Consider the following 14,987-nt stretch of genomic DNA (forward strand, 5'->3'; position numbering starts at 1 on the left):
TGCGGATCTGCAGATATTTTTCGGAATGGGTCCGCGCGTTCGGCATTCCCGCACTTCGCCCCTCAATCTCCTGTCCAGCCTCACGCCGGCTTCATCGCATGCGACGCGGCCGGACGAGAGCGGTAGCAACGGACCAGCCCCCGAGCTATTGGAGCAAACCCGCACTACGTCATTGTCCACCCCGCGTTTTTGCGGTTGTGCAGCGCACCGGATGCCAGCGCTTCTCGATCCGGATTCGTCATTTCAGGACGCGCAGCCCATACCGTGGACAGCGGCTCTCTGTGCCGTGCGCGCCATCCCTGAGCGCTGCCCGTTCTAGATGATCGAGCGGTGGCTTATTGGTGCAAACACCCATCGAATTCGACGATCCTCCCGATGATCCACCGTGTGGAACTGGCTATGCCGGCCCGGCGCACCGAAGTTCGATACACGTGATTTTACAGAAATATCAGGACGAGCCGTCAACGCGGATCGAAGTGCAGATCGATTATTTCCTATGGCAAGCGTCCGGGGAGACTGACGTGGATATATCCGAGATCATTTCCATCGATACCGACCGAAGTCAGTTCAAAGTCCATCGTAGCGGCTACGTAAATCAAGAGCTGTTCGCGGCGGAACGCGATGCGATCTTCAACAAGTCGTGGCTCTATGTGGGCCATGAATCGGAGATCTCCAGCCCCGGGGATTTTGTCACCCGCCGCGTTGCCGGCCGTGATCTTGTCCTCGCCCGCGATTCCCAAGGCGATGTCCGTTGCTTTCACAATGTCTGTCCGCATCGCGGCGCGAAGATTGTCCGCGAAAAATCCGGCAATGCCCGCAGCTTCACGTGCATTTATCATGCCTGGAAATTCAACAACGCAGGCAAGCTGATCGGTCTCAACGGGCCGGAGACCTATCCGCCAGGCTTCCGGCAGGATCCGGAGCATCAGCTTCAGCCGGTGCCGCTGCTCGATGCCTACCGCGGCCTGATCTTCGTCAATTACGATTCCGGCGCCATCAGCCTGACCGAATATCTGGCAGGTGCCACCGAATATCTCGATCTGATCATGGACCAGGCGCAGGAGCGGATGGTGCTGATCGGCGGGGTCCAGGAATATGCGATGCGCGCGAACTGGAAATTGCTGGCAGAAAATGCCGTCGACGTTTTTCACCTGCAGCCGCTCCATCCGACATATTTTGACATGATCGGGGCGCTCTCCGGCAGCCAACCGAGCTTCCGGGGGCTGACCGGCGAGGCGCATTATCTCGGCAACGGTCACACCGTGGTGGAGATGGATACCCCCGCCGGCCGGCCGATTGCAAAATGGATGCCGGGCTGGGGTGAGGAAAGCAAAGCGAGCATCGAGCGCGTCTATGCGGATCTCGTTCGCCGGTTCGGCGAGGAACGTGCATTCCGTATCGCCAACCGGAACCGCAATCTTGTCCTCTTCCCCAACCTGGTCATCAACGATCATATTTCGCTCACGATCCGTTGCACCGAGCCGGTCGCGCCGGACGCAATGGACGTTACCGTGTGGGGGCTCGCGCCGGAGGAAGAGGCGGGGAACGACGTCGCGGTCAAACGCCGCCTGACGAGTTTCATCGAATTTCTCGGCCCCGGCGGCTTCGCCACGCCGGACGATATCGAGGCGCTCGAACTGTGCCAGAAAGGCTTTGCCAGCCGGGATGGCGCGCCGTGGAACGATTTCTCGAAGGGAATGGGGTTGAGCACCTCAAGCTGGATGGACGAGGGACAGATGCGCTATTTCTGGGTCGAATGGCGCGACCGCCTGCTGCGCAATTACGAGGCGGCGGCGTGAGCGCGTGCGAGACGCCAACGCGGGCGGAAATCGAGGACTTTCTCTTTGGGGAGGCCGAGCTGCTCGACGCCTGGGATCTGACCGAGTGGCGCGCGCTGTTCACGGATGACTGCCGCTATCTCGTGCCTACTCCGAACGCCGATCCCTATGCGTCGCCCGATTCCACGCTGCACATCATTGCCGATGACGCCTTTCTGCTCACCGAACGTGTGAAGCGCCTGAGCAAGCGCACGGCCCATGCCGAGTTTCCGCATTCGAAGACGCAGCGCCTCGTCAGCAATGTCCGGATCGTCGCGAACAGCTCGGATGAAATTCACGTGCGCAGCGTCTTCGCGACGTTCCGTTCGCGCCACGGCAGGGTCGATACCTATTACGGCCGGCACGAGCATATTCTCGTCGTGGAAGCAGGAGCGCTGAAGATCAAACAGAAGCGCTCGATCCTCGGCATGGAGGCGCTTCGTCCCCAGGGCAGTCTTTCTATCATTGTGTGAGATAATGAAATGCGTGGATTGAATGGAAAAGTAGCGATCGTCACCGGCGGTGCCCGCAGCATTGGTGCCGCGGTGGTCAGAGAGTTCATGCTCGAGGGAGCCAGCGTCACGATCGCCGATATCTTGGTCGAGGAAGGCGCTGCGCTGGCAGCGAAACTGGGGGACAAGGTCCACTTCGCGCCGACCGATCTGCGCTCGGACGAGCAGCTGCAAATCTGCGTGGACCAGACGGTGGAAAAATTCGGGCGGATCGACTTCCTGATCAACGCGGCGGCAACCTATCACGACAAGGGCTTCGACAGCTCGCGTGCCGACTGGACGTTCACGTTCGACGTGAACCTCTTTGGCGGCGTCGTCCTGTTCCAAAAGGCTTACCCGTATCTCGCGCAATCGGGTGCGGCAGCGGTGGTGAACTTCAGCAGCGAAAGCGCGCATGCCGCGCAGGCGAAGCGGTGGGTCTATCCGTGTACCAAGTCCGCGATCGAGGAGTTGACGCGGTCGCAGGCGCTCGACGTCGCCAAGGACAATATCCGGGTCAACGCGGTCATTCCCGGCTGGACATGGTCGACGCCGATCCAGAAAGCGCATGACCAGGATCCGGATTTCGTGAATGGCCTCGCCGCACAATTCCACATGAACGGCCGGATCGGGACCGCAGAAGAGGTTGCCCGCGCCGTTCTGTTTCTCTGTTCGACCGATGCCAGCCTCATCACCGGCTCGATGCTTCCGGTCGACGGCGGCCATGCCGCGCTCGGTCCCCAGGGAACGCTCGAGCTTTCCCCGCCGCAATAACGACGCGCTCGCGGATGTCATTCCAGGCTACCCCGGGCACGGCAGCCGCCGCGTAGATGCGGCTGGCCGAGGGTGTTGAGCCACGGCGTGCCGCCCGGAGAAGGTGACACCCAGACGACTGCCGGACCATCACGCCGCATTGGGGCGAACACTAATGGGAAGCGAATAGAAGACGATTTACACGCGGGAGAGGCTCCAGCTCGGGAGAATCAAATGGCTTTCTTCATGGTCGCGGCATCGCACTCGCCGCTTCTCGATTTTCCGGCGCGGGAGAGTTCCTCGGTGCGGAATATCCTTGCAGCGCTGGACGCGAGCCGAGCGCGGATCGAGGCCTTCAATCCCGACCTCGCGATCGTTTTCGGCGTCGATCATTATGGCGGTCAGCACATGGACTGCATGCCATCCTTCTGCGTGGGCGTCGAAGCCACGGCCATGTCGGACGTCGGCGGGACGCCCGGGCGCCTCGACGTCCCGCGCGACACGGCCGTGGCGGCGGTCAAGGCGATCCGCGCCGCGGGCGTCGACACCGCCGTCTCCTATGCGATGGACGTCGACCACGGTTTCTCGCAGGCTCTGAAGCGTCTCTTGGGCGGCGTGGACAGATATCCGGTGCTGCCGATCTTCGTCAGCTGCCTTCAGCCACCCTTCAGCCCGTTCGCGCGTGCCCGCGCCCTGGGCGAGGCGGTCGGATCTTTTGCCCGCACGCTGGACTATGAGCGCATACTTTTCATCGGCACCGGCGGTCTCGCGCACAATCCCTATCATCTCTTTCCGCCGATCGACGAGGTGCAACCCGAATGGCGCCCCTATATCCTGCACGGCAAGGCGCAGTCGGAGGTGCCGCAGCAGGACTGGATCGACTATGAGATCCGGGAGCATCATGTCGGCGCACAGTTTCTGGCGAGCGACGAGGCGACCCCGCAGATGGTGGGTCTGAACGACCCCTGGGACAAGGCCTTCCTTGCAGCCTATTGCTCCGACGATCTCTCAGGGTTCGACCGCTGGGATCCCGAGCAGGTCATGGCCGACGCCGGGATCGGGGCGGTCGAGACACAATCCTGGATTGCCGCCGGCCAGGCGATGCTGACCGCGACGAACACCCGCCCGCGTGCCATGTTCCACGAAGTATCGATGGAAGTGGGCATCGGCTTCGGGGTCGCGGAAGCGGGTCCGGTCTGAGCGGGGTCGCCTCCGATCATTCATCCATGTTCTGAAAGATGTCCAGCGCCATGGCCTATGATACGACCGATCCACGATCGCTCCTCGCAGGAGCCCCGAAAGCCGCCGTGCCGGTGGTCGCCTATGCCGATGCCGAGACCATCGAATTTCACAAGCTTCCGCCGTCCGAGACGGGTGCCGGTTACAAGAGCTGGTACGGACGCTGCCAGAACCTGGTGATATCCTACACCGAAGTAGAGCCTGGCGCCGTCCTTATCCGCGAGAAGCATGCGGATGAGTATATGGTGTTTTTTCCGGACCCGGACATCAAGGCCGATATCGATACCGCCAGCGGCAGTGCAACCGACGTGAGCCACCAACTGGCAATCATCCCGCCGGGCGACAGCAGGATCACAATAACTGCCGGAAAAGGCACGGTGATGCGCGTTTTCAGCACGCTTTTGACGGATCTTTCGGAGAAGAGCTACAACGCCGCCTCCTATCGCGAGCCTCACCCGAACATCCCGGCCTTCCAGCCGTGGCCCGATCCGCCGGCGGGTTTCAAGCTGCGGCTATACCCGATCGATGTTGCGGCGACGGAAGGCCGCTTCGGCGTGCTTTACCGTTCGACCAACATGATGATCAATCTGTTCCCGGTCGCGACGGAACCGCGTGATCCCAACAAGATGTCGCCGCACCATCACGACGATTTCGAGCAATGTTCCCTCACGCTGCAAGGCGATTATATGCATTATATCCGCTGGCCCTGGACCGTGAACAAGGCGATCTGGCGCGACGATGCCAAGATCAGATGCTCGGCGCCTTCGATAACCGTCATTCCTCCGCCGGCAATTCACACCTCGCAAGCGCTCCCGCCGGCGCCCTGCCATCTCATCGATATTTTCGGGCCTCCGCGCCTCGATTTTTCGCTGAAGCCCGGCTGGGTGCTGAATGCGGCCGACTATCCGATGCCTGCGGGGGCCGGCAGCTGACATTCAGGCCTGGTGAGAGGTACGCCGTGGTGACGAACGCGCGGGCCGGCATTCGTGCATGGACCTCGCTGCCGGACGACGGGCAGGATGACAGGAGCTTTAGACATGGCCGCTTCCCGACCGGATCCCCGTGCCTTTCGCGCGCGCCTCAAGGCTGGCGAGCCGTTGCTTGGCACCTTCATGAAGGTGCCCGCAAGCCAGAACACCGAGATCATCGGCTCGATCGGCTTCGACTTTGTCGTGCTCGACGAGGAGCATGCGCCCTGGACGCGGGCGACGCTCGACCAGGCTCTGCTCGCAGCGCGCGCCGTTGGAACTGCTGGCCTCGTCCGTATCGCGCGCGCCGATGCCGCCAGCGTTCTGTCGGCGCTCGATGATGGCGCGATCGGGATAATGTGTCCGCACGTCGACACTGCGGCAAAGGCCCACGACCTTGTCTCCTGGGCCAAATATCATGGCGGCAGCCGCGGCGCCGGGGTCAGCCGGGGGTGCGACTATGGGCTGCTGCCCGATATGACGCGCGCCGCCGATGAGTTCACGACGGTCATCTGCATGGTCGAGGATCGCGAGGCGGTCGATGCCATCGACGCGATATCGTCGGTCGACGGCGTCGATGCGATTTTCCTCGGGCGCGGGGACCTCGGGCTCTCGCTCAGCAACGCCGCGGATCCTGTTCCGACCCTGGCCGAGGCCGTCGAACGCATCGTCAAAATTGCAAAGGGCAACGGCAAAGCGGTTTCGGCGGTCGTTCAGTCCTTGAAGAGCGACGAAGCCAAATGGCTCGTTGATCTTGGGGTAACGGCCATGATGGTCGCCCAGGATCTCGCCTTCATGCGCCGCGCGGCCGAGGCGGCCCTCCAGGAATTCAACGAGGTCATGAAGGGCTGATCTCATCTGCCGCGCCGCTTCACCGGCGCGTTTTTTCATGCCGTCCAGTCGATTGGTGGTTGAGGATTATGATCGGAAAAAATGGTCGCCTGATCGATGTGGTCATCGTGGGAGCGGGACATGGCGGCGCGCAATGCGCGATCGCAATACGGCAAAACGGGTTCGCCGGCAGCGTTGCGATGGTCGGGCGCGAACCAGAGCCGCCTTATGAGCGGCCACCCTTGTCGAAGGAATATCTCGCACGCGAGAAGAGCTTCGAACGGCTCTACATCCGTCCGCCCGGTTTCTGGGCGGAAAAGGCCATCGAGCTGCTTCTGGGCACCGACGTCACGGCCGTCGACCCCGCAGCCATGCAGATCACGCTCTCCGACGGCTCGAGGCTGACCTATGGCGTTCTGATCTGGGCGACCGGCGGCGACCCGCGGCGGCTGACTTGCCCCGGCGCCGAGCTCGGCGGCGTCCACTATGTTCGCACACGCGCTGACTGCGACCAGCTGATGGGCGAGATCGACAACGGCGCACGCAATATCGTCGTGATTGGCGGCGGCTATATCGGGCTCGAGGCGGCGGCGGTCCTGACGAAGCTTGGCTGCAAGGTGACGCTGCTCGAAGCCCTGCCCCGCGTGCTGGCGCGCGTCGCCGGCGAAGAGCTTTCGACTTTCTACGAGGCGGAGCATCGAGGCCGGGGCGTCGACCTGCGCACCGGCGTCGCGGTCGCGGGCCTGGAAGGCCGGCACCGGGTGACCGGGGTGAAGCTCGCCGACGGGACAGTCGTTCCGGCCGATGCGGTTATCGCCGGCATTGGCATCGTTCCCGCGGTCGGCCCGCTGATCGCGGCCGGCGCGGCGGGCGGCGACGGCGTCCTCGTCGACGATTATTGCCGGACCTCGCTAGCCGATATCTACGCGATCGGGGATTGTGCCGCCTTCGCCTGCTCCTACGCGGGCGGCAGCGCGATGCGCGTCGAGTCGGTGCAGAACGCCAGCGACATGGCGACGTGCGTCGCCAAGGCAATCTGCGGCGACGGGCAGCCCTATCGCGCCCTCCCCTGGTTCTGGTCGGACCAGTACGACCTGCGACTGCAGACCGCGGGCATCACGCGCGGACATACCGAGGCGATCATGCGCGGCGACCCGGCGACGCGCTCATTCTCGATAGTCTATCTCAAGGACGGCACGGTCATCGCGCTCGACTGCGTCAACATGGTCAAGGACTATGTTCAGGGCCGCAAGCTGGTCGAAGCAGGGCTGAGCCCGGCAAGGGCGCAGCTTGCCGACGCGACTCTTCCGCTCAAATCGCTGCAGTGAATCTCCCCCCTGCTCGGCCGATGTCCGCCGCTGCCATCGTCGCTTGAAAGGTCCCGGGTCAAAAGCTTGCCTGCAGGCTTGCCACCCTGCTCCAAATTGTTAGATTGAACCTTCTATTTTAAAAGAAGGCCGATATGCGCAAACTCGATCCGGTCAAGCATGAGGAAAAGCGACGGGAAATACTCGGCGCCGCGGAACGCTGCTTCGTGCGCGACGGATTGCAGGGCGCCAGCATATCGAGCATCTGCGCAGAGGCCCGCATCAGTCCCGGTCATCTTTATCATTATTTCAGCAGCAAAGAGGCGATCATCAGCGCGATGATCGAGATCCGCCTCGCGGAGGCGGCCGCGCGTTTTGCCGAACTCGCCGAAGGCACCGAGGTGCTCGACACGCTGTTCGGCGAGATGACGGTCAGCCGGTCGGGACACCCGCCATTGTTGCTCGAAGCGTTGGCCGAAGCGAACCGCAGTCCCACGATGGCAAAGGCCCTGCAGGATCACACCAAGGGCGTCCACTCGCTCCTCGCCGGCCTGCTCGAGAAAGGGCAAGCAGCGGGCGCCATCGATCCCGCCCTCGACCGGAACATGACCGCGTCCCTCCTCATCAGCATCATCGACGGCTCCAAGACCTTGTTTCTGCGCGATCCGAAGCTGGACGAGGACCAAGCCACCAAGGCGCTGCAGACGATGATCATTCGCTATCTAGCTCCGCCTCCGGATCCGTCCGCGCGGTAACCCACCCGCAGGCGCTTGCCGCCGCAAACGTCGCTAACGGTCGCGCCTTTGCTAAAACACGACCTCGCCGCTCAGGTGCGCGCGAAAATGGCCTGCGGCGCGCGCCTGGCTCGCGGCACGCATAATTTAGAGCATATACTCTAATTAAGCTTGCCGCGTCCGCTGCTTCGTTATAATTAGATCGAATGATCGATCTAGTTATTGGTGAGCGAGCGGGTTTTCCGGTCAGCCGCGGCAACCGACCCCCTGGAAGCGAGGCTCGGCGGCGGCGCTTGGTCGCCGCGTCCGCGCTGGCGCCGATGCTGTTGGCGGGTTGCGCGACCCAGCCCGCGTATGAGCGACCCGCGCTGGCCACGGCCTCGGCGTGGGATAATGACGTACGATCAGTGCCAGCCGCAGACACAGCCGACCTCGCGGAAGAGGCCTGGTGGAAAAGCCTCGGCGACCCGGCGATCGACACGCTGGTCGAAGCGGCCCTTGTCGACAATCCGACGCTCGGGCAGGCCATCGCCCGCATGGATCAGGCGCGCGCGGCGGCGGGCGTGTCCGATGCGCAGCGCCTGCCGCAGATCTCGCTCAATGGCAGCGTCACGCGAGCACGAACGGGCGGCACCCAAGCCGGCAGCGGCACCCTCACGACGACCCAGAGCAGTGCAACGCTCGGCCCCGGCCTGAGCTGGGAACTCGATCTGTGGGGGCGTCTCAAGGAAACGGCGCGCGCCGCCGAGGGTCGCCTCGACGCGCGCACCGCCGACGCCGCGCAAGCAAGGCTTTCGCTGACGGGCCAGATAGCGGATGCCGTTCTGCGCCTGCGTGCCTGTCATTTTTCGCTCACGGTCCGGGAGCGCGACATTGCCGCCCGCGAGCTCGAACTCGCGGTCATGCGCGAGCGTCTGTCCCATGGGAATGTCGCGCCGGTCGAGCCGGCCAACGCGGCCAGCAATCTTGCGGCCGCGCGCACCGATCGGATCAGCCGGCAGGAGGCGTGCGCGCGTATCGTCAATGAGCTGGTCGCACTCGGCGGCCGCGACGCGTCGGTCGTTCGGACGCTCGTAACGCCCTCGCCGGGCGGAACCGCGCTTCCACCGGCTTCCCTCGATCGAAGAAGCCCGTTGGCGCCCATCGCGCATGTCGATGCCGACATGATAATCCCCGACCCCCCGCCCATCGCACTAGCCTTGCCTGCCGCGACCCTCCTCGATCACCCGGCTGTGGTAGCGGCAGAGCGCGAAGCGGCCGCTCGCTGGGCGGAAATCGGTGTGGCGCGTGCCGACCGGCTGCCGCGCGTCGATCTTGTCGGGCTCCTTACCGGCAACTGGATCCGGATGCTGGGATCGACCTCGAGCTTCGATACCTGGTCGGCGGGCGCAGAGCTCTCCGCTCCGCTCTTCGACGGGGGGGCGGGCGCGGCAAATATTCGCGGCGCGCAGGCCCGGTACCGAGAGGCGGTCGAAGCCCTTCGCGACGCCGTGCGCACGGCGGCGCGCGATGTCGAAGACGCGTTGGCCGGCCAGCAGTCGGCGCAGCAGCGGATCGCAACCTCCCGGGAGGCCGTCGAAGCGGCCCGCGTGGTCCTGCGCGCCAATGAAGCGCGCTGGCGCGCGGGAGCGATCAGCATGTTCGAACTCGAGGACTCGCGGCGTCAGTTCAACGCCGCCCAGGAGAGCGCAATAGCGGCCGCTCGCGACCGTGCCCAGGCCTGGGTCGCGCTGGTCCGCGCGGCGGGCGGCCGGGTCAGCATGCCAGCCGAGGCGCCAACAGGTTCCGACATCATGAATTCCCATCCCGATCAAGGCAATGCGCAGCAACAATGACCAACCTCCTACCCAAGACTGCCGGTTCACCGGTCCGACGGCATCTCGTCCATGGCGCCGTGGGCGCCGCGCTGCTGATCGCCGCCGGTTTCGCAATCGTCGCTGTTACGCGCGAGTCCTCCAGTCAGGCCGCGTCCGCGGGCCCCGCGGCCGCCCTTACCGTGACCGAGGCGACCGCGCGCCGTGCGTCGTGGCCGGTCGCCATCGAGGCATCCGGCGCGATCGCAGCCTGGCAGGAAGCAAGCATCGGCACCCAGATCGGCGGCTATCAGCTGATCGATGTGCGGGCGAATGTCGGAGACCGCGTGCGCAGGGGCCAGGTTCTCGCCCGTCTCGATCCCGCGCTCCTCAAGGCGGAAGAAGCGCAATTGCGTGCGAGCTATGATGAAGCCGAAGCCAATCGACAGCGCGCACTCGGCCTCGAGGCCAGCGGCGGCGTCAGCGATCAGGATATCCTGCAATATGTAACCCAGGCGAGGACCGCCGCGGCGGGATTGGCCGCAAAGCGTCTCCAGCTGCGCTATACGAGCGTGGTCGCTCCCGATGACGGCGTTATCAGTGCCCGCACCGCGACCCTTGGAGCGGTCGTGCCAGCCGGACAGGAATTCTTCCGGCTGATCCGTCAGGGGCGCCTGGAATGGCGCGGCGAACTGACCGCCCCGCAACTGGCGCGTGTGCGCGCGGGACAGCAGATCATGATCGATTTGCCCGACGGGTCCCGTACGACGGCACGGGTCAGGCAGACGGCTCCGGCGGTGGACGAACGCTCCCGCCTGGGCGTCGTCTATGCCGATATCGCCGCAGGCAGCGCCGCACGTGCGGGAATGTACGTCGGCGGGCGGATCGAAATGGCCGAAAAGGCGGCGATCATTGTTCCGGCGCAGAGCGTCGTGATCCGCGACGGCCGCAATTATGTCCTGAAGCTCGCCCGTCCGGAAGCGGCACCGCGCGTGTCGCTTCAGCGCGTCACTGTCGGCCGGCGTCGGGGCGATGAGGTCGAGATCGTGAGCGGTCTTGTGGAGGGCGCTCGCGTGGTTGTCCAGGGCGCCGGTTTTCTCAACGATGGCGACATCGTTCGCCTCATACCCGCCGCTCCCGTCAAGCCCACCGGCGCTGCGGCCGAAGGCGGACGTCGATGAACTTCGCGACCTGGTCGATCCGCAACCCGATCCCGTCGATCCTGCTGTTCATCCTCTTGTCGCTCGGCGGCATCTGGGGATTCAACCAGCTTCGCGTTCAGAATCTGCCGGACGTCGACTTGCCGACGGTCGACGTCAAGCTGACGCTCCCGGGCGCCGCCCCGGCGCAGCTTGAAACCGAGGTCGCGCGGCGCGTCGAGGATTCGCTGTCGAGCGTCACCGGGATCAAGCACCTGCGAACCTCGATCACCGATGGCAGCGTGGCGATCTCGGTAGAGTTTCTCTTCGAGAAAAATCTGTCCGACGCGCTCATCGAGACCAAGGATGCCGTCGATGCCGTTCGCTCCGACCTGCCGGCCGATCTGCGCGAGCCTGTGGTCACAGCGGTACGAAGCGGCGCCCGCGTCATGCTCGTCTATGCGGTGGCCGCGCCGCGGATGGATGAGGAGGCGCTCTCCTGGTTCGTCGACGACAGGATCAGCAAGGCAGTCCTCGGCGTGCCGGGTGTCGGCCGCTTCGCCCGTGTCGGCGGCGTCCAGCGCGAGGTCCGCATCGAGGTCGATCCCGTGCGCCTCGCCAGTCTCGGGGTGACCGCGGCCGAGGTCTCGCGCGCCCTGCGCGAGGTCGAGCAGCAATCATCGGGCGGTCGCACCCAGCTTGGCGGAGAAGAGCAGTCGGTCCGCACCATTGCCACCATCAGGCACGCCTCCGAACTCGATGCGCTCCCGATCGCGCTGGCTGGCGGGCGGCAGGTTCGCCTCGACCAGGTAGCGACGGTGCGTGACGGCATAGCTGAACGTACGCAGATCGCCAGGCTCGACGGTCGTCCAGTGGTGGGCTTTCAGGTTTACCGCGCCAAGGGTTTCGACGAGACCAGGATTGCCGATCAGATCGAGGAAACGCTCGACGGCCTCGCCGCCGCGCATCCTTCACTCTCGTTCGAACTCGTCACCGACAATGTCGAATATACGCGCGAACAATATAAGGGCTCGATGGACATGCTCTACGAAGGCGCGTTTCTCGCGATCCTCGTGGTCTGGTTCTTCCTGCGCGATTGGCGCTCGACGCTCGTCGCCGCCACGGCGCTTCCGCTATCGATCCTGCCGACCTTCGCCGCAATGGCCTGGCTCGGCTTTTCGCTCGACATCCTGACGCTGCTCGCACTTGCAATTGTCGTCGGCATTCTCGTCGATGACGCCATCGTCGAGATCGAAAACATCGAGCGGCATCGTCACATGGGCAAATCGCGGATCAAGGCGGCCGAGGATGCGGTCACCGAGATCGCCCTCGCCGTCATCGCCACGACGATGAGCATCGTTGCCGTCTTCGCGCCCACCGCCATGATGCAGGGTATCCCCGGTATGCTGTTCAAGCAGTTCGGCTGGACGGCGGTGATCGCGGTGCTCTCCTCGCTGCTCGTCGCGCGTTTGCTGACGCCCATGATGGCGGCCTATCTGCTCAAACCCCAGCCATCGCACGAAATTCCGGACAGCTGGATCATGACCCGCTATCTGGCGGCGATCCACTGGTGCCTGGGACATCGCCGCGCGACGATTGCGGCCGCCACCGCCTTCCTCGTCGCATCGGGCGCCCTCATACCGTTCATTCCCACCGGGTTCATCCCTGCGTCCGACGCCGGCTACACGACGGTCACCTTCGAGCTGCCGCCCGGCAGTTCGCTGCAGCGCACGCTCGCCGTCGGCGAGGCGGCGCGCAAAGCGGTCGCCGGCATCGACGGCATCAAAAAGGCCTTCACCACCGTCGGCGACGCCCAGGACGCGGGTCGCGGCGCCCAACTGGCCGGCGAGGTCCGGCGCGGCGCCCTGACGCTGAAGCTCGGGCCGCGCGGCGAACGCGTCAGCCAGGGCGAGATCGAGGCGGAGGTACGTGCGCGGCTGATGCGGGTGCCTGGCGCTCGCTTTTCGGTTGGGGGCTCCGGCCTTGGCGCGAAGCTTTCGCTCATCCTCGCCGGCGACAATACGCAAGCACTGATGGCAAGCGCGCAGAGCTTCGAGCGCCAGTTGCGATCTATTCCGCAACTATCAAACATCACTTCGACAGCAAGCCTCGAACGTCCCGAGCTGGTGATCCGGCCCGACGCGCGCCGGGCTGCCGAACAGGGCGTGACCGCGGCCGCGATCGGAGACACCGTCCGTATCGCCACAACGGGGGACTTCGATCCGCTCGTTGCACGGCTCAACACCGACACGCGCCAGATCTATATCCGCGCACGAATTTCCGACGTCGCGCGGCAAGATCTTTCGGCGATCGCCAACATGCGCGTGAACGGGCGCGAGGGCCCGGTGCCGCTCGACAGCGTCGCCTCCTTGTCGCTCGAGAGCGGCCCTGCCCAGATCGATCGCTACGATCGCCAGCGCTATGTGACCATCGGGGCAGATCTTGGCGGCATGGCGCTTGGCGCAGCCACGACCGCCGCACATGACTTGCCCGCCGCCAAAAACCTGCCGTCGAGCGTCAAGCTGATCCAGACCGGCGATGCAGAACTTCAGACGGAGCTCAGCAGCGGCTTCATCATGGCCATTCTGATCGGAATCCTGTGCGTCTATTGCGTGCTGGTCCTCCTGTTCAAGGATTTCGTGCAGCCGATCACCATCCTTTCGGCGATCCCGCTCTCGATCGGCGGCGCATTCTTCGGATTGCTCGTTTTCGACAGCGAGCTCGGCCTGCCCGCAATGATCGGCCTCGTCATGCTGATGGGGATTGTCACCAAGAACTCGATCCTCCTCGTCGAATATGCGATCGTGGGGATACGCGAGCGCGGCCTGACAATCCCTGACGCGCTGATCGACGCCTGCCACAAACGCGCGCGGCCGATTGTGATGACCACCGTCGCGATGATCGCCGGGATGATACCGATCGTTCTCGGTCTCGGGGCGGATTCGAGCTTCCGCCGCCCGATGGCGGTCGCCGTGATCGGCGGGCTTGTGACATCGACCGCGCTCAGCTTGCTCGTGGTCCCGGTCGTCTTCAGCTATGTTGACGGGTTCGAGCATCGCGTTCGGCGCTGGCTGGACCGCAAATCCGGCAATCCCTCCACTCCGTTGGGAAGCGCCCTGGACACCATGCCACCGGCCGCGCCGGCGAACCCCTGATCTCCGACCCACCTCCCTCGAAGCGTTACCCTAAGTCGTGCAGCTTTCGTCAGTCGTGTCGCATCAAGGCGTTCCTCTTGTGCGCCGCCTCGGACTGACTTTCCAGGTTCGGCCCCCAGGCCGGCCCATGTCGTACGTCGGACGCGGCCTCCCCTCCGCCCCGAAAAGCGCCCGGCGTCCAGCGCCCTCGCGGCCGGCCCAATAGGTCCGATCGCGGCGCGCGACAGCGCGCGATGGTGGCAGGGCATTTCGGCACTCATCGCCGCGGCGATCCTTCGGCGATCGCGAACGCGCGGCGAGCGCGCTCGGCCGATGCGACGCCGTGCCCGGCATCGGTCCCCGGGCGCGAGCGACCGCGCGGCTCGCTGGCGCCGTGACGCCGGGCGCGCTCGCCGACCCGCATTTGGAAGCCCTCCGGCTTCTTAGGAAAGCAGCCCAATGACGCGATTGCTATCACGGTGCAGGAACTGCCGCTGCATGAACCCAGGCATTTTCGCAGGATCAGATCTATCGGGTGCAAGGCGCGGGCTCAACCCGCCGGCCGCCAGCCTCTATATCTTGGCGCGTGCGGGCAGCGGCACCTTCCGGCTTGCGTTAAACTGCGCGCCTGAACTCGTCCGCTCTTTGGTAGCGCCGCTTCTCGCCGATGGCGGACGCATCGTGAACACGTCCCCGGGCCTGACCCGGTTTTTTCGCACCGGGTCTACGGGCTTTTCGGCGGTCGATGGCATGGCCGATGCGCGCCGCATCAATCTTGTGC

The 14,987-nt window shown here is 64.6% G+C and carries 11 protein-coding genes; all 11 read left to right on the plus strand.

The features are described 5' to 3' along the window. The first annotated feature begins 341 nt into the window (after nt 1-341). The 11 genes from FHR22_RS10600 to FHR22_RS10650 all read left to right on the plus strand — a co-directional run bounded on the left by FHR22_RS10600 (nt 342) and on the right by FHR22_RS10650 (nt 14,227). Nucleotides 342-1,799: a Rieske 2Fe-2S domain-containing protein gene (locus tag FHR22_RS10600; RefSeq protein ID WP_208417612.1), complete on the plus strand. Its 1,458-nt coding sequence runs from the start codon at nt 342-344 to the stop codon at nt 1,797-1,799. After that, entirely contained in the window at nt 1,796-2,290 is a 495-nt protein-coding gene (locus tag FHR22_RS10605; RefSeq protein WP_341786602.1) for an aromatic-ring-hydroxylating dioxygenase subunit beta, read from the plus strand. Before FHR22_RS10600 ends, FHR22_RS10605 begins: the two co-directional genes overlap by 4 nt. Nucleotides 2,291-2,299: 9 nt before the next feature. Continuing rightward, complete coding sequence (locus FHR22_RS10610) at nt 2,300-3,082, plus strand: SDR family oxidoreductase (RefSeq protein WP_166941859.1); 783 nt, start codon at nt 2,300-2,302, stop codon at nt 3,080-3,082. A 213-nt stretch (nt 3,083-3,295) separates the two neighbouring features. Then, entirely contained in the window at nt 3,296-4,261 is a 966-nt protein-coding gene (locus tag FHR22_RS10615; RefSeq protein ID WP_166941861.1) for a DODA-type extradiol aromatic ring-opening family dioxygenase, read from the plus strand. Nucleotides 4,262-4,311: 50 nt separating this feature from the next. Further along, nucleotides 4,312-5,232, plus strand: a complete 921-nt coding sequence (locus FHR22_RS10620; RefSeq protein ID WP_166941863.1) for a cupin domain-containing protein — start codon at nt 4,312-4,314, stop codon at nt 5,230-5,232. A gap of 105 nt (nt 5,233-5,337) precedes the next feature. Beyond that, on the plus strand, nt 5,338-6,120 hold the full coding sequence (locus tag FHR22_RS10625) for an HpcH/HpaI aldolase family protein (protein ID WP_166941865.1): 783 nt from the start codon (nt 5,338-5,340) through the stop codon (nt 6,118-6,120). Nucleotides 6,121-6,188: 68 nt separating this feature from the next. Further along, nucleotides 6,189-7,427 (plus strand): NAD(P)/FAD-dependent oxidoreductase, encoded by a 1,239-nt coding sequence (locus FHR22_RS10630; RefSeq protein WP_166941867.1) that lies wholly within the window; start codon nt 6,189-6,191, stop codon nt 7,425-7,427. A 134-nt stretch (nt 7,428-7,561) separates the two neighbouring features. Then, nucleotides 7,562-8,161 (plus strand): TetR/AcrR family transcriptional regulator, encoded by a 600-nt coding sequence (locus FHR22_RS10635; RefSeq protein WP_166941869.1) that lies wholly within the window; start codon nt 7,562-7,564, stop codon nt 8,159-8,161. A 272-nt stretch (nt 8,162-8,433) separates the two neighbouring features. After that, entirely contained in the window at nt 8,434-9,975 is a 1,542-nt protein-coding gene (locus FHR22_RS10640) for a TolC family protein (RefSeq protein ID WP_208417613.1), read from the plus strand. A gap of 59 nt (nt 9,976-10,034) precedes the next feature. Continuing rightward, on the plus strand, nt 10,035-11,114 hold the full coding sequence (locus FHR22_RS10645) for an efflux RND transporter periplasmic adaptor subunit (RefSeq protein ID WP_208417614.1): 1,080 nt from the start codon (nt 10,035-10,037) through the stop codon (nt 11,112-11,114). Further along, nucleotides 11,111-14,227, plus strand: coding sequence for an efflux RND transporter permease subunit (locus FHR22_RS10650; RefSeq protein WP_166941873.1), 3,117 nt, complete (start codon nt 11,111-11,113; stop codon nt 14,225-14,227). Before FHR22_RS10645 ends, FHR22_RS10650 begins: the two co-directional genes overlap by 4 nt. Nucleotides 14,228-14,987 lie beyond the last annotated feature (760 nt).

It is taken from the genome of Sphingopyxis panaciterrae, from assembly GCF_011762125.1.
GTDB classification, from domain to species: domain Bacteria; phylum Pseudomonadota; class Alphaproteobacteria; order Sphingomonadales; family Sphingomonadaceae; genus Sphingopyxis; species Sphingopyxis panaciterrae.